The 19,667-nt window shown below is 71.3% G+C and carries 17 protein-coding genes; 10 read left to right on the top strand and 7 right to left on the bottom strand.

Features of this window, described 5'->3' with window-relative positions; all coding sequences use genetic code 11:
* Positions 1–42: 42 nt before the first annotated feature.
* From ACIPPM_RS07145 to ACIPPM_RS07135, 3 genes are all read right to left on the bottom strand, one after another.
* Complete coding sequence (locus ACIPPM_RS07145) at positions 43–279, bottom strand: chaplin (protein ID WP_393914680.1); 237 nt, start codon at positions 277–279, stop codon at positions 43–45.
* Positions 280–580: 301 nt separating this feature from the next.
* Complete coding sequence (locus tag ACIPPM_RS07140) at positions 581–2,737, bottom strand: discoidin domain-containing protein (protein ID WP_401443993.1); 2,157 nt, start codon at positions 2,735–2,737, stop codon at positions 581–583.
* Positions 2,738–2,937: 200 nt separating this feature from the next.
* Positions 2,938–4,029 (bottom strand): GNAT family N-acetyltransferase, encoded by a 1,092-nt coding sequence (locus ACIPPM_RS07135; RefSeq protein WP_401443990.1) that lies wholly within the window; start codon positions 4,027–4,029, stop codon positions 2,938–2,940.
* Positions 4,030–4,317: 288 nt separating this feature from the next.
* Between ACIPPM_RS07135 and ACIPPM_RS07130 the strand changes: the two genes are divergently transcribed.
* From ACIPPM_RS07130 to ACIPPM_RS07120, 3 genes are all read left to right on the top strand, one after another.
* Positions 4,318–5,538 carry a chitinase gene (locus ACIPPM_RS07130; RefSeq protein WP_401443988.1) on the top strand — a complete coding sequence of 407 codons (1,221 nt, stop codon included), beginning with the start codon at positions 4,318–4,320 and terminating at the stop codon, positions 5,536–5,538.
* A 130-nt stretch (positions 5,539–5,668) separates the two neighbouring features.
* Complete coding sequence (locus tag ACIPPM_RS07125; RefSeq protein WP_401444238.1) at positions 5,669–6,439, top strand: polysaccharide lyase family 7 protein; 771 nt, start codon at positions 5,669–5,671, stop codon at positions 6,437–6,439.
* Between the two features lie 91 nt (positions 6,440–6,530).
* Positions 6,531–6,980: a hypothetical protein gene (locus ACIPPM_RS07120; RefSeq protein WP_401443986.1), complete on the top strand. Its 450-nt coding sequence runs from the start codon at positions 6,531–6,533 to the stop codon at positions 6,978–6,980.
* A 62-nt stretch (positions 6,981–7,042) separates the two neighbouring features.
* On the opposite strand, the gene ACIPPM_RS07115 is transcribed toward ACIPPM_RS07120, so the two are convergent.
* The gene (locus tag ACIPPM_RS07115) at positions 7,043–10,417 is read right to left on the bottom strand and encodes a pyruvate carboxylase (RefSeq protein WP_401443984.1); all 3,375 of its coding nucleotides are present in this window, start codon (positions 10,415–10,417) and stop codon (positions 7,043–7,045) included.
* A 76-nt stretch (positions 10,418–10,493) separates the two neighbouring features.
* Positions 10,494–11,348 carry a hypothetical protein gene (locus ACIPPM_RS07110; protein ID WP_401443982.1) on the bottom strand — a complete coding sequence of 285 codons (855 nt, stop codon included), beginning with the start codon at positions 11,346–11,348 and terminating at the stop codon, positions 10,494–10,496.
* Between the two features lie 281 nt (positions 11,349–11,629).
* Between ACIPPM_RS07110 and ACIPPM_RS07105 the strand changes: the two genes are divergently transcribed.
* The 7 genes from ACIPPM_RS07105 (at position 11,630) to ACIPPM_RS07075 (ending at position 18,065) form a co-directional block, all read left to right on the top strand.
* Positions 11,630–13,153, top strand: coding sequence for an ATP-binding protein (locus ACIPPM_RS07105; RefSeq protein WP_401443980.1), 1,524 nt, complete (start codon positions 11,630–11,632; stop codon positions 13,151–13,153).
* The gene (locus tag ACIPPM_RS07100; protein ID WP_161149581.1) at positions 13,150–13,557 is read left to right on the top strand and encodes a roadblock/LC7 domain-containing protein; all 408 of its coding nucleotides are present in this window, start codon (positions 13,150–13,152) and stop codon (positions 13,555–13,557) included. The genes ACIPPM_RS07105 and ACIPPM_RS07100 overlap by 4 nt, the downstream gene beginning before the upstream one ends.
* Positions 13,554–13,901 (top strand): DUF742 domain-containing protein, encoded by a 348-nt coding sequence (locus ACIPPM_RS07095; protein WP_401443977.1) that lies wholly within the window; start codon positions 13,554–13,556, stop codon positions 13,899–13,901. The genes ACIPPM_RS07100 and ACIPPM_RS07095 overlap by 4 nt, the downstream gene beginning before the upstream one ends.
* A gap of 13 nt (positions 13,902–13,914) precedes the next feature.
* The gene (locus ACIPPM_RS07090; RefSeq protein WP_401444236.1) at positions 13,915–14,496 is read left to right on the top strand and encodes a GTP-binding protein; all 582 of its coding nucleotides are present in this window, start codon (positions 13,915–13,917) and stop codon (positions 14,494–14,496) included.
* On the top strand, positions 14,496–15,716 hold the full coding sequence (locus ACIPPM_RS07085; protein WP_401443974.1) for a cytochrome P450: 1,221 nt from the start codon (positions 14,496–14,498) through the stop codon (positions 15,714–15,716). Before ACIPPM_RS07090 ends, ACIPPM_RS07085 begins: the two co-directional genes overlap by 1 nt.
* A complete protein-coding gene (locus tag ACIPPM_RS07080; RefSeq protein ID WP_401443972.1) occupies positions 15,713–16,939 on the top strand; it encodes a cytochrome P450 in 1,227 nt (408 codons plus the stop codon). Before ACIPPM_RS07085 ends, ACIPPM_RS07080 begins: the two co-directional genes overlap by 4 nt.
* A 136-nt stretch (positions 16,940–17,075) precedes the next feature.
* Entirely contained in the window at positions 17,076–18,065 is a 990-nt protein-coding gene (locus ACIPPM_RS07075; protein ID WP_401443969.1) for an aldo/keto reductase, read from the top strand.
* A gap of 51 nt (positions 18,066–18,116) precedes the next feature.
* On the opposite strand, the gene ACIPPM_RS07070 is transcribed toward ACIPPM_RS07075, so the two are convergent.
* Together ACIPPM_RS07070 and ACIPPM_RS07065 are read right to left on the bottom strand one after the other, a co-directional pair.
* Positions 18,117–18,614 carry a hypothetical protein gene (locus ACIPPM_RS07070; protein ID WP_401443967.1) on the bottom strand — a complete coding sequence of 166 codons (498 nt, stop codon included), beginning with the start codon at positions 18,612–18,614 and terminating at the stop codon, positions 18,117–18,119.
* Positions 18,615–18,670: 56 nt separating this feature from the next.
* A complete protein-coding gene (locus ACIPPM_RS07065) occupies positions 18,671–19,660 on the bottom strand; it encodes an acyl-CoA desaturase (RefSeq protein WP_401443964.1) in 990 nt (329 codons plus the stop codon).
* Positions 19,661–19,667 lie beyond the last annotated feature (7 nt).

Genomic DNA, 19,667 nt, shown 5'->3' with positions numbered 1-19,667 from the left:
CGGCCCCTCGCGGAGAGGGACCGGCACCCTTCGCACGCGCCGTCAGGAGTTGGCGCAGATGTTGCCGAACGCGGGGTTCAGCAGGCCCACGACGTCGATCGTGTTGCCGCAGAGGTTGACCGGGATCTCCACCGGGACCTGGATGACGTTGCCGGAGGCGACGCCGGGGCTGTTGGCGGCGACGCCGGTGACGGGGTCCGGGTCGGCCGCCTGGGCCGCCGTGGCGCCGGAGAGGGCAAGGGCGCCCGCGAGAACGGCTGTTGCAGCAAGCTTGCGCATACGCATGAGATGCCTCACTGGTCGAGGTTGGGACTCTTCCATCAGAGCGGCAGCTCGGGCGGGGCGCCCGCCGTACTACTCCGTTCGGGCTGGTGGCCCCCGGTCCGGCGGTCGTCCGAGGCGGGAGCGAAGGCTCCCGGTGGGTGAAGTCGGCCCGGCCGCCCAGGAGTTGTCCTGGACGACCGGCCGCTCGGACGCCTGGCCGGGCCGGGGGCCGTGCACGGAGGACCGACCGGCCCGCCGTGCACGCCACCCTAGGCGCGTCGCGCGGAACCCGCCTTCCGGGCTCCGCGCGTCCGCGCTACGGGAACTGAGTGATCTTGGACGGGATGGTGTCCGACCCCGAGGTGGGGGCGCCGGTGTTGTTGACGACGTGGGCGTACTGGCCCTTGCCGCCGAGCGAGATCACCAGGATGTCGTGCAGCTTGACCCCGGAGTTCACCGGGACCTGGAAGCCGTGCGCCTGGACGATGGAGGAGTCCGTGGTGAAGTTGCAGTAGCTCCCCAGACCCCACGCCTCGTGCGAGGTGACCGAGTCGGCGACCTTGTAGGCCGCGTAGCCGACGATGCCGTCGTGGGTGATGGCGGCGGAGTTGGGCACGTCGTACGCCTTCTCGTTCTGGAAGAAGATCGTGCGCCCGCGCTGTCCGGCCCAGTACACGTCGTACTTGTTGTAGTGCTCGACGAACAGGCCGGTGGCCAGGACGTCGTTGCCGTTCACGCGCAGGCCGTAGTCGGCGCGGTTGGTGTTCCAGCCGACTCCGCTGCCGTGGTCGGCGCGCCACAGCCAGGTGTGGTCGATGACGACGTTGTTGCTGTTGACCACGACCGAGTTGGTGGCGAGGCCGGGTCCGGCACCGCCGATGCGCACGAACACGTCCTGCATGGTGGTGGGGTTGGCCGCGTGGTCGGCGGTGGAGCCGGCCGGGCCGATCCGCAGCAGAGTGTCGGAGTTGGCGCTGCCCGCGTCGATGAGGAAGCCCGCGAGCTTCACACCGTCCACGTCGGCCACGTGCATGGCGTCGACGCCGTTGTCCGGGACGATGGTGGCGAGACCCAGGCCGAGGACCACGGTGTTGGCGCGGTTGACCTCGATGGCCCGGTCCAGGTGGTAGACACCTGGGGTGAACAGGAGGTTGAGCCCCTGGGCGAGCGCCTGGTTGATGGTGGCCGCGGTGGCGCCGGGCTTGACCACGTAGAACTGGTCGAGCGGCAGCGAGGACCCCGCGTTGGCGGGCCAGGACACACCGCGCGCGTTGGTGCGCTTGGCCGGGACGAACACCTTGTACGTGGAGCCGTCGAGGTAGAGGAACGGCTTCTCGCGCGAGACCGGGGTGTTGTCCAGCGTGGTGTACGGGCCGCTGTCGAAGTTGGTCGCGGGCGCGCCCTGGACGCCGCTGAAGACCATGTTCCAGACGCCGTTGGTCCAGCCGCCGACCGAGCTGTCGCGGGTGTACCACTGCTGCTGGGAGTAGGGGCCCACCGTGCCGTCGATCTTCGAGTCCGCGATGTAGCCGCCGGACGCCCAGCCGTAGCCGTTGGGCGAGAGGTTGAGCCCGCCCTGGACGTGGATGCGGCGGAACGGCGCGGCCTGGGCGACGGCCCAGCGGTCGGTGCCGTTGACCGGGCGGATGGCGAGGTTCTCCGCCGAACGCCAGAAGTTCTGCGTGGCGTTGCCGTTGAACCAGCCCGCGTCCACGGTGATGTCACCGTTGATCTGGACGTCGTCGGGGTTGAGACCGAGGCCGGAGATCGAGGTGTAGAAGCCCAGCTGGGCGTTGATGTTGTTGTACGTGCCGGGCTTCATCAGGAACTGGTAGCGCGCGGAGCCGAACTGGTTCGACTCCTGACCGGCGAAGACGCTGTCGAACTTCTGCTGGAGGTTCGGCGTGCTCGGGTCGACGACGATCACATTGGGACCGAGGTCGCCGCCGCCCTGGACCGGCGGGACACCCGTGGTGCCGGTGTGCACGGCCATCTCCCACAGCGAGTAGCCGTAGGTGGTGCCGCGGGCGGTGGCGTTGATACGGACGTAGCGGCCGGAGCCGCTCACCGCGTACGCGGTGGTGCCGCCGGTGGCGCCGGTGACGGTCTTCAGCGTGGTCCAGTTGGTGCCGTCGGTCGAGCTCTGGAGCTGGAAGTCCTTGCCGTAGGCGGCTTCCCAGTTCAGGTCGATGCCGCACAGGTCCTGCACCGAGCCGAGGTCGACGCGGAGCCACTGGGGGTCGGCGAACGCGCTGGACCAGCGGGTGCCCGCGTCGCCGTCGAAGGCGGCGGAGGCCGGGGTGCCCGCGTTCTCGGTGGAGGACGCGGTCGCGGGCTTGCCCTGCGCGGCGTTGGCGGTGTTGCAGCCGGCCTGGGCGGCGTCCGGGGCGGCGACGGCCGGTGGTTGGAGGGTGGGCAGGGCGAGCAGTGCTGCCGTGGCGGCGAGCGCTGTCCCCAGGGATCTCAGTCTCATTGCGGCTCCCTGCGAATGCGGGACCGGGAGACCGGCCCCTGCTTAGTTCATGTTTTGATTTAAGGGATGAACCAAACGGGCGCAAGCCTTCGGAAGCCAAATCCTTCGCGCACAAGGGCGTTCACACCCAGCGGCTGTTCACATGCGGGCGGGACTGTCCGGACCATGTGCTTTGGTCCCGACAGCCCCGCCCGGTGTCCTCAGCGGCCCGGCCGCCCCTGGGTGCGTAGTTGACCGACCGTCTTCAGCAACCGATCGGCGGGGGCCAGCAGTTGGGGGTGGGCCAGCACCGTGTTGCGCAGTCCGCGCACCGGTCGGCGCCATACCCGCTGGGCCATGGCCACCGGATGGGCGCGGGCCGCGAAGCCCTCGCCGACCCGCAGTTCGCGGGTCTTGAGCCAGTCCTTGTACTCCTTGTCACCGCGGCCGAGGTCGACCAGGGTCACCCCGCTGCGGGCGGCACCCTCGGCCGTGCGCAAATGCATCATCAACCCCGGTGAGTAGTAGTGCAGTTCGGGGTCGTAGGCGGTGAACCAGGCGGCCAGGACGGTGCTGGAGCGGGGTCCGAAGTGGGCGGCGACCGGACGGTCACCCGCGTACAGCACGGAGAGCACACCGGTGAAGTGCTCCTCGCGGACGTGGAAGAGGTGGTTCACCAGGTCCACGATCCAGGGGCGGGAGAACCGGTCCATGCGGCCGGTACGGCGGTACTGGGCCGACTTCCAGCGCATCAGGGTGCGCAGCACCTGCGGGTCGCGCTCGTCGAAGACGAACCGCACCTCGCCGATGTCCCGCCCGAGCCTGCGTTCCTTCTTCAGGGTCGTCTTGGCGAGCCCGGGATAGGTGGCGCGCAGCCACGCGGCATAGGTGCCGTCGCCGGGCTTCACGTCGATGACGGGCGAGGCGAAGGTGCCGGTGAGGTGCGGGGCGAACGGCCGCTGTTCCTGGACGAGATGGTCGAACTCGAAGATGCTGAGCCCGCAGGCGCGCAGGAGTTCGGCCGTGTCCCAGGTGACGCCGGGCCGGTGCACCAGGGCCTGACAGTCGGACAGTCCGAGGCCGATGGCCCGCCCGGTGCCCAACGGACCCCGTTCGTACGGGAGGAAGCCGACCGGCTCACCGCCCTCGCGCAGCACCGCGATGCGGACGCCGCCGCGATGACGGCCGACTCCGATGGCGAACTCCGGTGCGAGGAAGGGGTTGGCGTACTCGGGTGACTCGTCCATCGCCCGGTGCCAGGCCCCGCGCAGCGCGGAGGTCAGTTCGCCGGGTCTGTGAATGGTGATCTCCACCGTGCTTCGCCCCGCCCTTCATGTGATCGTCCCCCTCGCGCACCGCCCACTCAAACATGGCGAAACGGTACGCACAGCGTCCAGGGTGCCCCAGAGGGCGGACGCTCCGCCACGGTTCCGCGCAGATCGGCGGGGATGACAAGTGCCCTGCACAGAGCGGGCGTTCACTTACCGCCGAGTAAAGAGACGGTTTGGTCCAGTCCAAAGACGCGTATTGGACTAGACCAAGTTGGGTGCCGTCCACGACTCTGGCATTCCCCCTCCCCCACCCCCCTCTGGAGGCTCGTAGTGAGACGTCTTCGGGCATGTCTGGGCGCGGCCGCCGCCGTCACGCTGGCCGCGGCCGGCACGACGGCACTGGTCGCGGGCAGCGCCTCGGGCGCCGCGAGCGCGCTCGACAACCGCTGGTACGCGGCGGCCCCCTATCTGATGCCGACGGACAACGACCCGCCGAACGCGGCCGCCATCATGGACGCCACCGGCCTCAAGGCGTTCCAGCTCGCGTTCGTGCTGGCGCCCAACGGCGGTGGCTGCTCCCCGACCTGGGGTGGCACCTCCCCGGTCTCCTCGGACACCGCCGTGCAGTCGGTGATCAACACCATCCGGTCCAAGGGCGGTGACGTCTCCATCTCGATCGGTGGCTACGGCGGCACCAAGCTGGGCCAGACCTGCGCCGACCCGGCGGCCACGGCGGCGGCCTACCAGCAGGTCATCACCAAGTACGGCCTGCACGCCATCGACTTCGACCTGGAGGAGCCGGAGTACGAGAACACCGCGGCCATCCACAACGAGATCGGCGCGGCCAAGATCCTCCAGCAGAACAACCCCGGCCTGTACGTCTCGGTGACCACGGCCGGTACGGCGGACGGCACCGGCTGGTTCGGCAAGCAGATGCTGCTGGAGGCGAAGTCCCAGGGGTTCACCCCGAACAACTTCTCCATCATGCCGTTCGACGGCGGCTTCAACGGCGCGGCGAGCCAGACCAGCGCGCTGGCCAACTTCAACGGCATTCTGCGCTCCACCTTCGGCTGGGACGAGGCCACGGCGTACGCGCACGAGGGCTTCTCCGGGATGAACGGCCGTAGCGACACCGGGGAGTACTTCTCCCAGGCCGACTTCCAGACCGTGCTGGACTTCGCCACCGGCCACCACATGGACCGCTTCACGTTCTGGTCCTTGAACAGAGATCGCCAGTGCACCCCGGCCGACAACGGCGGCCGTACGTCCGGCACTTGCTCCAGCGTGGCTCAGAGTGCCTGGGACTTCGCCAAGTTCTCGGTGAAGTTCGCCGGTGCGACCCCGCCGAACTCGACCCCCACGCCCACCCCGACCCCGACACCCCCGAACCCCGGCAACTCCTGCAAGGCCGCCTGGAGTTCGTCGGCCGTGTACGTCGCCGGGGACGAGGCGTCCTACAACCACCACAACTGGAAGGCCAAGTGGTGGACGCAGAACGAGACGCCGAACGGCTCCGACTGGGGCCCGTGGCAGGACGAAGGCTCGTGCTGACCGCGTGACCTCTTGACGGGCCTGGACCGGACCTTTAGCTTCACGGGTCATCGACGTCCAAGGATGCGTTCGGTGTTCAGCATGCTGAACGCATCCGGCCCGGCGACAGGACCCCCACATGACCCCCCACATGATCCGTTCCCGGCTGCTCACGGCGGCTGCCGCGAGCCTCGCCCTCACTCTCGGCGCTTTCGGCGGCACCGCGCACGCGGCCGATCCGAACAAGGCGCCCGGCGGCAACTTCGACCTCTCGGTCTGGCAGCTCCAGGAGCCGGTCGGCTCCCCCGGCTCCCCCACCACGATCTCCTCGTCCCGGCTGCGCGGCGCGAACGGCTACCAGGACGCGTACTTCTACACCGACACCCGCGACGGCGCGATGACCTTCTGGGCGCCCGAGAAGGGCGTCACCACGCCGAACTCGAACTACGCCCGCTCCGAGCTGCGCGAGATGAACCGCGACGGCGGCGCGGCCGACTGGGCGCTCGGCGGCACGCACCGGATGAACGCGACCCTGCGGGTGGTGTCGGTGACCAAGAACGTCTGCGTCGGACAGATCCACCTCGGCTCCGGCGGCTCCTCCACCAAGCCGCTGCTGGAGCTCTACTACCACGCGGACGGCGACATCGTCCTGGGCACCGAGAACTCCCCCTCCGGCGGCCAGACCCCGCACACGGTCGGACATGTGTCCATCGGAAAGACCTGGACGTACGGCATCGCCGTGACCGGCGGGAACACCATCGAGCTGACCGTCAACGGCAGCACCACGCGCTACCCGATCCCCGCGTCCTTCAACCCGTACAAGCAGTACTTCAAGGCCGGGTCCTACAACCAGTCGTCCTCGGACTCGACCACCAACGGCGCCCGCGTCGCGTTCTACGGGCTGACCGTCCAGCACGGGTGACCCACGCTCCCACCTGCGCGAGTGGTGCATTCGGGCGAACGGTCGTAGCGTCGGCTCACGGTCGGACACAGCACGACAGGTGGGAGCGACCATGCGCGGATCACTGGTGGGAACGACGGTCACCCTGGCGGCGGGAGCCCTGCTCACCGCGGCGATGACGACGGCGTCGGCCAGCCCGCCGACGGCCCCCCAGCCACAGCGGACCGCGCCCGTGCTCGTCGACTGCCAGTTCAAGAAGACCGTGCGGCCAGCCGACTTCCTCCTGGCCTGCGGTGACGGCAACAGCAGGCTCAGCGGGCTGAAGTGGTACAAGTGGGACTCGGAGTCGGCCGTGGCCGAGGGCGTGAACGTGGTCAACGACTGCAAGCCCTACTGCGCCAAGGGCGTCTTCCGCTCCTACCACGTGACCGTGCGCCTCGACCGTCCCTACGGATGGAAGAAGAACCCGGACGTCCAGCGCTACACCCGGATGAGCGTGACGTACGACGACGCGCGCCCGAAGGGCTTCACGCAGACCATGGTCTACCCGCTCTGGGACTGATCCCGCCCGTACGCCGTCCGCTCCGGCCCCCGGTACGAGGGGCCGGAGCGGACGGCGGCGGCTCAGGCCAGCTCGACCAGCAGGTCTCCGCCCTCCACCTGCTGGATGCGGTTGATCGCCAGCCGGGACACCCGGCCCGCCTTCGGCGCGGTGATCGTCGCCTCCATCTTCATCGCCTCGATGGTGGCCACGGTCTCCCCGGCCGCCACCTCGGCGCCCTCCTCCACCGCCAGCGTCACCACCCCGGCGAACGGCGCCGCGACATGGCCCGCATTCGAACGGTCGGCCTTCTCCGTCACCGGAACGTCGGTGGCGGCCGAGCGGTCACGGACCTGGATCGGCCGGAGCTGACCGTTGAGGGTCGACATCACCGTGCGCATACCGCGCTCGTCCGCCTCACCGACCGCCTGCAGCTCGATCAGCAGCCGCACTCCGGGCTCCAGGTCGACGGCGTACTCCTTGGCCGGGCGCAGTCCGTAGAAGAAGGACTTGCTGTCCAGCACGCTGGTGTCGCCGTACGCCTGCCGGTGGGTGTCGAACTCGCCGGTCGGGCCGGGGAACAGCAGCCGGTTCAGGGTGGGCTTGGGGTCCTTCTCCAGCCCCTCGCGGTCCTCGGCGGACAGCTCGCGCACCGGCTTGGCGTCGGCGCGGCCGCGCAGCGCCTTGGTGCGGAACGGCTCCGGCCAGCCGCCGGGCGGGGTGCCCAGCTCGCCGCGGAGGAAGCCGATCACCGAGTCCGGGATGTCGAAGCGGTCCGGGTCGGCCTCGAAGTCGTCCGGCGAGACACCCGCGCCGACCAGGTGCAGGGCGAGGTCGCCGACCACCTTGGAGGACGGGGTGACCTTGACCAGGCGGCCGAGGATGCGGTCGGCGGCCGCGTACATCGCCTCGATCTCCTCGAAGCGGTCGCCGAGGCCGAGCGCGACGGCCTGGGTGCGCAGGTTGGAGAGCTGACCGCCGGGGATCTCGTGGTGGTAGACGCGGCCGGTCGGGGAGGCGAGGCCCGCCTCGAAGGGGGCGTAGACCTTGCGCACGCCCTCCCAGTACGGCTCCAGTTCCTCGACGGCGTGCAGGCTGAGCCCGGTGGGTCGCTCGGAGTGGTCGGTGGCGGCGACCAGGGCGGAGAGCGAGGGCTGGGAGGTCGTCCCGGCCATGGAGGCGACCGCGCCGTCCACCGCGTCGACGCCCGCCTGGATCGCGGCGAGGTAGGTGGCGAGCTGGCCACCGGCCGTGTCGTGGGTGTGCAGGTGCACGGGCAGCCCGAACTCGCTCCGCAGCGCGGTGACCAGCTTCGCGGCGGCCGGGGCCCGCAGCAGGCCCGCCATGTCCTTGATGGCGAGGACGTGCGCCCCGGCGTCGACGATCCGTTCGGCCAGCTTCAGGTAGTAGTCGAGCGTGTAGAGCCGCTCGGCGGGGTCGCTGAGGTCGGCGGTGTAGCAGAGCGCCACCTCGGCGACGGCGGTGCCGGTCTCGCGCACGGCGTCGATGGCGGGCCGCATCTGGTCGACGTCGTTCAGCGCGTCGAAGATGCGGAAGATGTCGACGCCGGTCGCGGCCGTCTCCCGTACGAAGGCGTCGGTGACCTCGGTGGGGTACGGGGTGTAGCCGACGGTGTTGCGGCCGCGCAGCAGCATCTGCAGACAGATGTTGGGCACCGCCTCGCGCAGCGCGGCCAGCCGCTCCCACGGGTCCTCGGCGAGGAAGCGCAGCGCCACGTCGTAGGTGGCGCCGCCCCAGCATTCCAGGGACAGCAGCTCGGGCAGGGTGCGGGCGACGACGGGGGCGACCGCGAGCAGGTCCTTGGTGCGCACCCGGGTGGCCAGCAGCGACTGGTGGGCGTCGCGGAAGGTGGTGTCGGTGACGCCGAGCGCCGGGGACTCGCGCAGTTCGCGGGCGAAGCCCTCGGGGCCGAGGTGGACCAGGCGCTGCCGGGAGCCCGCCGGGGGCTCGCCCGCCGGGAGTGCGGGCAACTTGGTGACGGGGTCGAGGAGTTCGGGGCGCTCGCCGTGCGGCTTGTTGACGGTGACGTCGGCCAGGAAGGTGAGCAGCTTGGTGCCCCGGTCGGCCGAGTGACGGGATGTCAGCAGATGCGGGCGCTCCTCGATGAACGAGGTGGTGACGCGTCCGGCGCGGAAGTCGGGGTCGTCCAGCACGGCTTGCAGGAACGGGATGTTGGTGGACACGCCCCGGATGCGGAACTCGGCGACCGCGCGCCGGGCGCGGCCGACGGCGGCCTGGAAGTCCCGTCCCCGGCAGGTGAGTTTGACCAGCATGGAGTCGAAGTGGGCGCTGATCTCGGTACCGGCGTGGGTGGTTCCGCCGTCGAGGCGGATGCCGGAGCCGCCGGGTGAGCGGTAGGCGCTGATCAGGCCGGTGTCCGGGCGGAAGCCGTTGGCGGGGTCCTCGGTGGTGATCCGGCACTGGAGGGCGGCGCCGCGCAGGGTGATCCGGTCCTGGGCGAGCCCGAGGTCGGCCAGGGTCTCCCCGGCGGCGATCCGCATCTGGGACTGGACCAGGTCGACGTCGGTGACCTCCTCGGTGACCGTGTGCTCGACCTGGATGCGGGGGTTCATCTCGATGAAGACGTGGTTGCCGTCCCGGTCGAGGAGGAACTCCACGGTGCCCGCGTTGCGGTAGCCGATCTCGCGGGCGAAGCGCACGGCGTCGGCGCAGATCCGGTCCCGCAGCTCGGGGTCGAGGTTCGGCGCGGGGGCCAGCTCGATGACCTTCTGGTGGCGGCGCTGGAGCGAGCAGTCGCGTTCGTAGAGGTGGATCACGTCGCCCTCGCCGTCCGCGAGGATCTGCACCTCGATGTGGCGGGGGTCCACGACGGCCTTCTCCAGGAAGACGGTCGGGTCGCCGAAGGCGGACTCGGCCTCGCGGGAGGCGGCCTCGATGGACTCGCGGAGCTGGGCGGGCTCCTCGACCCGGCGCATGCCCCGCCCGCCGCCGCCCGCGACCGCCTTGACGAAGACGGGGAAGCCGATGTCGTCGGCGGCGCGCACCAGTTCGTCCACGTCGTTGGAGGGCGCGGAGGAGCCGAGCACGGGCACCCCGGCCGCGCGGGCGGCGGCGACGGCGCTGGCCTTGTTGCCGGTGAGTTCGAGGATGTCGGCGCTGGGGCCGACGAAGGTGATGCCCGCCTCCTCGCAGGCGCGGGCCAGCTCGGGGTTCTCCGAGAGGAAGCCGTAGCCGGGGTACACGGCGTCCGCCCCGGCGCGGCGGGCGGCGGTCACGATCTCGTCGACGGAGAGATAGGCGCGGACGGGGTGTCCGGGCTCGCCGATCTCGTACGCCTCGTCGGCCTTGAGCCGGTGCAGCGAGTTGCGGTCCTCATGGGGGAAGACGGCCACCGTGCGCGCGCCGAGTTCGTAGCCCGCCCGGAACGCGCGGATGGCGATCTCTCCGCGGTTGGCTACCAGCACCTTGCGGAACATCTGGGATTCCCTTCAGCCTGCCGGCGACGAACACCATGGTGTCAGCCACGTCCTGCCCCCGTACTTCGCGGAAACACTAGGGGGTGCGCGCCGGGGTCGAAGTGCGAAAACCGTCACATTGACGTGTCCGTGTCGGGTCGGTCGGAAGTACGGGCGGGATGCGGGGGTTCGGGACCGGAGGCACGGGCGGGGCGGCGGGCGGGGGTACCGGCCGGGATGGAGGCTGCCCGGCGTGCGGCAGGCGGAGGCGGCGGCCGCGCAGCAGGCCGAGGAGGACGGCGGCGGACACGGCGACGAGGTGCTCGCGCCCGGCGAGGTTGGGTACGGCGAGGGACTCCCACACCATCGATCCGCCTGTCAGGGTGAAAACCACGGGGGCGCGCCGGACCACGGCCAGATAGGTGAAGAGGCCCACGACGGCCGCCGACGGACCGGTGTCGAGGACAGCGCCGTACTCGGCGGGCAGACCGAACCCCCACCAGCCGGGGCCCAGCTCGATCATCAGCCGGGCGGTCAGGGTGCCGGCCAGCGTGGTGACGTAGGCGATGGCCAGGGTGCGGACGCGGCCGAGGACCAGTTCGGCGAGCGCGAAGGCGAGGAACAGCTGGGTGATGCCCGCCCATACCGGCAGGTCGAGCGCGGGGACGTACAGCGAGACGGGGGTGCGCAGCAGGGAGAGCCAGAGCGGGAGGTCGGCGGTGACGCCGCCGAGCCGCCGGACCCAGGTGGCGCCGAGGGGGTACTGGGCCAGGTCGTGGAAGAGGATGACGCCGGACGCGGCGACGAAGGCGAGGAGCAGCCCGGACAGTCCGCGGTGGGCGAGGCGGCGTACCGGGTCGACGACGACGGCGTGCCATTCGCCGCGCAGGGTGCGGCCGGTGAACCGGGCCGCGCGCACGAGGAGCGTCCCCGCTCCCGGGTCCCCCGCCACGCGCCGCTCCCCCTTCGCCGTCAACCCGCCGGGGCGGGCGGTGACAGTCCATCGGGCCGGGAAGCGGGAGTCAAGATCTACGGCTTCGGTGGATTCGCGACCAGCGCCCGGTTCACGGCCAACGCCACGTTTTGGACGTCCACTTCATGGAAGGCCGCTGCTTTCTTTCCATTTTGATCATCAACTCTCGTATAGTGACCGCCGGTTCACCCAAGACGCTGTTTCTTGTCGTTTCTCGTCTCCCGACCACCCCCGATTGCCGCGAGGACCAGACCGGACCGATGACCGCGCCCACACCCCCTGGCGACCGCCCAGCCCTCCGTACGCCCGCTCTCGCCCTGGCCGCCACCGCCGTCCTGTCGGCGCTCGCGCTCGGCGCGGCCGTGGCGGTGGCCCCGCACGCGGCGCGGACCGCGCTGCTGTGGGCCGGGGATGCGGCGGCGGTGGTGCTCTGTATCGCGGTGACCGTGGCCGCCCACGCCCGGGACACCGCCCGCAGGGCACGGCACCGGCTGGAGAAGGCGCTGGCCGACGTGGCCCGGCTGGAGCGGGAGCGGACCTCGGCGTCCGAGGAGACCCGTCGGGAGCAGCAGCGGCTCATCGACGAACTCGCGGCCCAACGCGCGGAGTTCAGCACCGAGCGGCTCCGGCTGGAGCAGGACGGCGCACGAGAGGCGGAGCGGCTGCGCGGCGAGGTGCTGCGACTGTCCGGCGACCTGGAGAAGGCCCGGCGCGAGCGGGCGGCGGCCATCTCGGCCACCTCCAACACGGCCGGCCGGATGCAGGCGTTGGCCACGGCCACCCTGGCCGACCTGCGGGCGATGGAGGAACGGCACGGCGACGAGGACGTGCTGGCCGACCTGCTGCATCTGGACCACCGCACCGCGCAGGCCGGACGGCTGGCGGACTCCATCGCCGTGCTGACCGGGGCGCGTTCGGGACGCCGGTGGGCGCGGCCCATCGCCATGGAGTCCATCCTGCGCGGCGCGATGGGCCGGATCGGCGGCTACCGGCGGGTGCGGGTGCACTCCGTCAGCACGGTCGCCGTCGCCGGGCACGCGGCCGAGGGCGTGATGCACGCACTGGCCGAACTGCTCGACAACGCCACCAACTTCTCCCCGCCGACCGCCGAGGTCCACGTCTACGTGGAGGAGGTCCCGGCCGGGGTCATCGTCTCCGTGGAGGACAGCGGCCTGGTGATGGGCGACGTCCAACTACGGCGCGCGGAGCGGGCGGTGACCGGTGACGTGTCCGGCCTGGGCGGTCTGACCGGTACCCGGCTCGGGCTCGCGGTGGTCGGCAGGCTGGCCCGCAAGCACGGCCTGAAGGTGTCGTTCCGCCCCTCGGCGCGCGGCGGCACCGGTGTGCTGATGCTCGTACCGCAGGAGATCCTGACCAGCCCCGCTCCGGCCACCCCGGCGGCCGAGCGCCCCGCTGCCCCGGCCACCCCCGTCACGCCTGCCGCCCCCGTCCACGAGTCTCCCGCACCGCCCGCCGACGAGGTGCACGGGCTGCCCCAGCGTCGGCGCGGCCGCACGCTGGCCGAGGCCGAGCGGTCCCGGTCGGCCGCACCCGACGGCACCGGGCGGACCGCGCCCGACCCCGACCAGGCCAAGGTCCGCGCGGCCCGCTTCAGCAGCTTCCGCAAGGCGGTCCGGCCCGGCGGCGGAGCCGAGGACCCGGCCCCGCACACCCGGCCCGCCGAAGCGCCCCCGAGCGATCCGGCCGACACCCCCGATGTCTCCCGTCCCACCCCTCCCCCTGAGCAACCGCACACGCATCTGGAAGGCGACCCCACCTCATGACCGGCCCGACCACCGCCGACGACACCCTCACCTGGCTCCTCGAGGGCCTGCTGGAGAAGACTCCGGGCGCCCGGCACGCGCTCGTCCTCTCCCGTGACGGCCTCAAGCTGTGCCGCACCCCCGAGTTGTCCGTCGACCAGGCGGACCAGCTCGCCGCGATCGCCGCGGGCATCCAGTCGCTGTCGCACGGGGCGTCCGTGGAGTTCGGCGACGGCAGCGGCGGCGTCCGCTCGGCCATGGCCGAGTTCTACGGCGGTGTGCTGTTCATCGTCGAGGCGGGCCAGGGCGCCCACCTTGCCGTGGTGACCAGCGAGGACGCCGACCCCGGAGTGGTCGGCCACACGATGAGCGAGCTGGTGGAACAGCTCGGCGAGCATCTGACCGCTCCGCCCCGCTCCTCATGAGCCGACCGGGCAGGGACGACGCTCCCGACCGTCTCTACACCATCACGCGGGGACGGATCGGGACCGGCGTCGGCAGTCCGCTGGACCTGGTCACACTGATCGTCGCCGAGTCGGCGGCGGCCACCGGCATGCAGTCCGAGCATGTGGCCATCCTGCGGCTGACGGAGTTCCCCACCTCGGTGGTGGAGATCTCCGCCGAACTGCGCCTGCCCGTCAGCATCACCAAGGTGCTGCTGTCCGACCTCCTGGCCACCGGCCATGTCAGCGCCCGCCATCCGCGCCGCCCCGCCATCACCGACCCCGACATCCTGGAGCAGGTGCTCGTTGGACTCCGCAACCTCTGACGCGCGCACCCCGTTGGGTGCCTCCGCCGACAACGGTCTGAAGATCGTCGTCGTGGGCGGCTTCGGCGTCGGCAAGACCACGCTGGTGCGCTCGGTCAGCGAGATCCGTCCCCTCAACACCGAGGAGACGATGACGCAGGCGGGCGCCTCGGTGGACGACATCGCGCAGGTGGGCGGCAAGACGGCGACCACGGTCGCCTTCGACTTCGGCCGCATCACGCTGGACGCGCACAACGTGCTGTACCTGTTCGGGGCGCCCGGCCAGGAGCGGTTCTGGTTCCTGTGGGACCGGCTGTTCTCGGGCACGCTCGGCGCGGTCGTGCTGGTGGACACCCGCCGGATCGACGACTCCTGGTACGCGATCGACCGGCTGGAGCGGCACGGCACGCCGTTCATCGTGGCCTGCAACGACTTCGGCGGCCCGGTGCGCGCGGGCGCGGACGTACGCGCCGCCCTGGACCTCGACCCGCACGTCCCACTGATCGACTGCGACGCCCGCTCCCGCGAGTCCGCGAGGGACGTCCTGATCACCCTGGTCAGCCATGTGCGGGCCCGGTACGCCACGGCCCCCGCGGTCAGAGGGGAGCTGGTGTGATGTCCGAGGCCGTACCGCTCGGCGGACCCCGCTTCCAGACCGAACCCGCCTGCCTGTACCGGGAGATGCGTCGCGACCACGGCTCCGTGGTCCCGGTGGAGCTGGACGGCGGCATCCCGGCCTGGCTGGTGGTGGGCTATCGCGAGCTGCATCAAGTGACCGGCGATCCGGTGCTGTTCAGCCGGGACTCCGAGCTGTGGAACCAGTGGGAGAACGTCCCGGACGACTGGCCCCTGCTGCCGATGATCGGGCACCGCCAGCCGTCCATCCTCTACACGGTCGGGGAACGGCACCGGCAGCGTGCCGCGATGATCAGCAACGCGCTGGAGACGACCGACCCCTTCGAACTCCGGCGCCAGGCCGAGCGGTTCGCGGACGAACTGATCGACACCGTCTGCCTCTCCGGCGAGGCCGACCTCGTCGCCCAGTACTCGGCCCTGCTGCCCGTACGGGTCCTCGCGCACCTCTACGGCTTCCCGGACGACGAGGGTCCCGGCCTGGTCACCGCGCTCAACGACATGATCGACGGCCGGGAGCGGGCGCTGGCCGGGCAGTCCCACCTCGCCACCTCCATGGCCCGGCTGGTCGCCGACCGCAGGGAGCGGCCCGCCGACGACGTGGTCTCCCGGATGCTGGCCGACGACAGCGGGTTCACCGACGAGGAGATCGTCCAGGACCTGATGGTGATGATGGCGGCCGGGCACCAGCCGACCGCCGACTGGATCGGCAACTCGCTGCGGCTGATGCTGACCGACGACCGGTTCGCCGCCTCCCTGTTCGGCGGCCGCAACAGCGTCGCCGAGGCGATGAACGAGGTGCTGTGGGAGGACGCGCCCACCCAGAACGTGGCGGGCCGCTGGGCCGCGCGCGACACCCACCTCGGCGGTCGCCGGGTCCGCGCCGGTGACCTGCTGCTGCTCGGTCTCCAGGGCGCCAACTCCGACCCCCAGGTGCGTACCGACGCCTCCGCGCTGACCGGCGGCAACAACGCGCACTTCTCCTTCGGGCACGGCGAGCACCGCTGCCCGTTCCCGGCGCAGGAGATCGCCGAGGTCATCGCGCGCACCGGCATCGAGGTCGTCCTCGACCGGCTGCCCGACATCGACCTGGCGGTGCCCGCCGGGTCCCTCACCCGTCGGCCCTCGCCCTGGCTGCGCGGGCTGACCGAGCTGCCCGTGCGGTTCACTTCGACCCCTGCCCTGGGAGGCACGTCACGATGACCACCGGTACCGGGATTTCCCGTATCGCCCTCGACCCCTTCGTCTCCGATCTGGACGGCGAGAGCGCGGCCCTGCTCGCGGCCGGACCGCTCGCGGCGGTGGAACTGCCCGGCGGGGTGCCCGTCTGGGCCGTCACCCGGCACGCCGAGGCCAAGGCACTGCTGACCGACCCGCGCCTGGTGAAGGACATCAATGTGTGGGGCGCCTGGCGGCGCGGCGAGATCCCGGCGGACTGGCCGCTGATCGGCCTCGCCAACCCGGGCCGCTCGATGCTCACCGTGGACGGCGCGGACCACCGCCGGATGCGCACACTGGTGGCGCAGGCGCTCACCCCGCGCCGGGTGGAGCTGATGCGGGAGCGGATCGGGAAGCTCACCCAGGACCTGCTGGACGCGCTGCCCGCCGACGCCGGGGTGGTGGACCTGAAGGCGGCCTTCGCCTATCCGCTGCCGATGTACGTGGTGGCCGAGCTGATGGGCATCGACGAGGCCGCACTGCCCCGCCTCAAGGTGCTGTTCGAGAAGTTCTTCTCCACCCAGACCCCGCCCGCCGAGGTCATCGCCACGCTGACCGAGCTGGCCGGGATCATGGCGGCGACCGTCGCGGCGAAGCGTGCCGAGCCGGGCGACGACCTCACCAGCGCGCTGATCCTGGCGTCGGCGGACGGCGACCACCTCACGGACGAGGAGATCGTCGCCACCCTCCAGCTGATGATCGCGGCCGGGCACGAGACGACGATCTCCCTGATCGTCAACGCGGTCGTCAACCTCTCCACCCACCCCGACCAGCGGGAGCTGGTGCTGTCCGGGCAGGCGGACTGGTCGGCGGTGGTGGAGGAGACGCTGCGCTGGTCCACCCCGACCTCGCACGTGCTGATCCGCTTCGCCACCGAGGACGTGCCGGTCGGCGATCGCGTGATCCCCGCCGGGGACGCGCTGATCGTGTCGTACGGCGCGCTCGGCCGCGACGAGGAGGCGCACGGGCCGAGCGCCGGGGAGTTCGACATCACGCGGGAGACGAAGAACCGGCACATCTCCTTCGGCCACGGCCCGCACGTCTGCCCCGGCGCGGCGCTGTCCCGGCTGGAGGCGGGCGTGGCCCTGCCCGCGCTGTACGCCCGCTTCCCGCACCTGGACCTGGCGGTCCCGGCGGCCGAACTGCGCAACAAGCCCGTGGTCACCCAGAACGACCTGTTCGAGCTGCCGGTCCGCCTGAACGGGTGACTTGACTTCGAGCGCTCTCCAGCTCGTAGCGTCGCAAGCGCTCCGGTGCCCGGCATCCCTCCACGGGATGCCGGGCGGCCAGATCCGTCGCTAGATGGATGAAGGGGCCCGAACGCGTGCGAAAGGTTGGAACCACATGCGACAGCGCAGTCTGCGTGACCTGCAAGTTTCCGCAATTGGTCTGGGTTGCATGGGAATGTCGGCCTTCTATGGGACGGCCGATCAGGACGAGGGCGTGGACACCATCCGGCGCGCCCGCGAGCTGGGCATCGACTTCCTGGACACGGCCCAGATGTACGGGCCGCTCACCAACGAGTCCCTGGTCGGCGAGGCGATCCGGGGCCACCGTGACCAGTACGTGCTGGCCACCAAGTTCAACTACCGGATGGACGACGCGGTACCCGGCGACATGTCGTCCGTCGGCCGCCAGGACGGCTCGGCCGAGCATGTCCGGGCCTCGGTGGAGGGCTCCCTCCAGCGCCTCGGCACGGACCACATCGACCTGTACTACCAGCACCGGGTCGACCCGAACGTGCCGATCGAGGAGACGGTGGGCGCGCTGGCCGAGCTGGTCGCCGAGGGCAAGATCGGGCACATCGGGCTGAGCGAGGCGAGCGCGGAGACGCTGCGCCGGGGCAACGCCGTCCACCCGATCACGGCCGTGCAGAGCGAGTACTCGCTGTGGTCGCGGGACGTGGAGGCGGAGGTGCTGCCGACCTGCCGCGAGCTGGGCATCGGCTTCGTCGCCTACTCGCCGCTGGGCCGAGGCTTCCTCGCGGGCCGCTTCTCCTCCCCCGAGGAACTGGACAAGGACGACTACCGCCGCAGCAGCCCCCGCTTCACCGACGAGCACCTCCAGGCCAACCTGCGCCTCGCGGCCAAGGTCAAGGAGATCGCCGAGAAGAAGGGCGTCACCCCGGCCCAGCTCGCCCTCGCCTGGGTCCTCGCCCAGGGCGAGCACATCGTCCCCATCCCCGGCACCAAGCGCCGCTCCTACCTCGAACAGAACGCCGCCGCGGTCGACATCATCCTCACCCCTGAAGAACTCGCCGCCATCGACGCCGAGTTGCCCGAGGTGTCGGGCGAGCGGTACGACGAGGCGGGGATGCGCGCGGTCAACCGCTGACGTCCGCTGTCCGGCCGGGCCCGGGGCGATCCGGGTCCGGCCGGGCGGGGATCACTTCGCGGGCTTCAGGTCCGTGATCTTGCGGGTCGTCAGGTCCGACTGGACGTCGATCCGGGTGACCTGCGGGTGCTTGCCGTCGCTCCAGGTGAGGGTGACGCGGCTGGTGGCGTGGCCCATGCCGGAGCCGGTGTAGGCGACCTTCCACTTCACCGGCACGTTCTGGGCGAAGAGGATGCCGTCGGCGTGGTTCTTCTTCTCCCAGGCGGTGACCTTCTTGCGGGCGGGGGGTGAGAGGTAGAAGTTGCGCAGGGCCTTGGCGTCGGCGCCGCTCGCCGGGTCCTCGGTGTCCCAGACGGCGTCGATGTAGGCGCCGTAGAAGTCGGTGACCCGCTGGGTGACGTTGCGGGGGTCGCCCTGCGCGGAGGAGGCGGTGGCGGGCCTGGCCGCGGCGGTGGTCGTACCCGCGAGCGCCGGGGTCACGGCGGCCAGGGCGAGGCCCGCGGCGAGAGCGACGACGGTCAGCGGAGTCGTACGAATGCGGATGGACATGTGTCTCGATTCCCCGTATACCACGCGGCCGGGCCGATCCCGGTCGTTGACGGTGCCTAAGACCGCAATTCTCGCGTGCCGGTTCCCGTTTCCGGTGCTTTGGCCTCCTTGCGCCGCGCCCGTAGCCGACCGGCGTCCGGCCAGCGCACGTCGTAGGCCCAGCCGAGGCCCTCGAACCAGCGGATCAGGCGCGCGCTGGCGTCCAGTTGACGGGTGAGGACGCCGTGCCGGGCGCTGGTCGGGTCGGCGTGGTGGAGGTTGTGCCAGGATTCGCCGAACGAGAGCGGGGCGAGCCACCACACGTTGCCGGAGTGGTCCCGGCTGCGGAACGGGCGTGAACCGGCCGCGTGGCAGATGGAGTTGATGGACCAGGTGACATGGTGCACCAGGCAGATCCGCACCAGCCCGGCCCAGAAGAACGCCGTCGCCGCGCCCGCCCAGGTCCCGGTGAGCAGCAGGCCGAGCAGCGCGGGCAGGGCCAGCGAGAGCACCACGAACACCCCGAAGCCCCGCGAGATCAGCCGTAGCGCCGGGTCGCGTTCCAGGTCGGGCGCGTACGTCCGGGTGGAGGCGTGGTCGGTGTCGAACAGCCAGCCGAGGTGGGCGTGGAACATGCCCTTGGCGAGCGCGGCCGGGGTGCGGCCGTACCGCCAGGGCGAGTGGGGGTCGCCGTCGCGGTCGGAGTAGCGGTGGTGCTTGCGGTGGTCGGCGACCCAGGTGAGCAGCGGCCCCTGCACGGCGAGGCTCCCGGCGACGGCAAGTGCGATCCGCAGCGGACGGCGGGCCTTGAACGAGCCGTGGGTGAAGTAGCGGTGGAATCCGACGGTGATCCCGAGCCCGCTGACCAGGTAGAACACGGCGGCGAGGACGAGGTCGGTGGGGCTGAGCCCGTTCCGCCAGGCGAGCGGGACGGCGGCGAGCAGCGCGAGGAAGGGCACGGCGACGAAGACACCGATGAGGATCTGCTCGGCGTTCGGCCAGGACCACACCCGGCCGAGGGGCGGTACGGCGTCCGGGATCTGCGGCGCTTCCGGGACTTCCGGCACGGGTGGG

Source organism: Streptomyces sp. NPDC090119 (assembly GCF_044747085.1).
In the GTDB taxonomy this organism is placed as follows: domain Bacteria; phylum Actinomycetota; class Actinomycetes; order Streptomycetales; family Streptomycetaceae; genus Streptomyces.
Note: the sequence above shows the minus strand (reverse complement) of the source record. Positions and strands in the feature narration are given on the sequence as shown.

What these genes read in the sequence shown, in the direction of transcription:
- ACIPPM_RS07145 (WP_393914680.1), bottom strand. Translation starts at nt 279, where the DNA reads ATGCGCAAGCTTGCTGCAACAGCCGTTCTCGCGGGCGCCCTTGCCCTC.
- ACIPPM_RS07140 (WP_401443993.1), bottom strand. Translation starts at nt 2,737, where the DNA reads ATGAGACTGAGATCCCTGGGGACAGCGCTCGCCGCCACGGCAGCACTG.
- ACIPPM_RS07125 (WP_401444238.1), top strand. Translation starts at nt 5,669, where the DNA reads ATGATCCGTTCCCGGCTGCTCACGGCGGCTGCCGCGAGCCTCGCCCTC.
- ACIPPM_RS07120 (WP_401443986.1), top strand. Translation starts at nt 6,531, where the DNA reads ATGCGCGGATCACTGGTGGGAACGACGGTCACCCTGGCGGCGGGAGCC.
- ACIPPM_RS07115 (WP_401443984.1), bottom strand. Translation starts at nt 10,417, where the DNA reads ATGTTCCGCAAGGTGCTGGTAGCCAACCGCGGAGAGATCGCCATCCGC.
- ACIPPM_RS07105 (WP_401443980.1), top strand. Translation starts at nt 11,630, where the DNA reads ATGACCGCGCCCACACCCCCTGGCGACCGCCCAGCCCTCCGTACGCCC.
- ACIPPM_RS07100 (WP_161149581.1), top strand. Translation starts at nt 13,150, where the DNA reads ATGACCGGCCCGACCACCGCCGACGACACCCTCACCTGGCTCCTCGAG.
- ACIPPM_RS07095 (WP_401443977.1), top strand. Translation starts at nt 13,554, where the DNA reads ATGAGCCGACCGGGCAGGGACGACGCTCCCGACCGTCTCTACACCATC.
- ACIPPM_RS07085 (WP_401443974.1), top strand. Translation starts at nt 14,496, where the DNA reads ATGTCCGAGGCCGTACCGCTCGGCGGACCCCGCTTCCAGACCGAACCC.
- ACIPPM_RS07080 (WP_401443972.1), top strand. Translation starts at nt 15,713, where the DNA reads ATGACCACCGGTACCGGGATTTCCCGTATCGCCCTCGACCCCTTCGTC.
- ACIPPM_RS07075 (WP_401443969.1), top strand. Translation starts at nt 17,076, where the DNA reads ATGCGACAGCGCAGTCTGCGTGACCTGCAAGTTTCCGCAATTGGTCTG.
- ACIPPM_RS07070 (WP_401443967.1), bottom strand. Translation starts at nt 18,614, where the DNA reads ATGTCCATCCGCATTCGTACGACTCCGCTGACCGTCGTCGCTCTCGCC.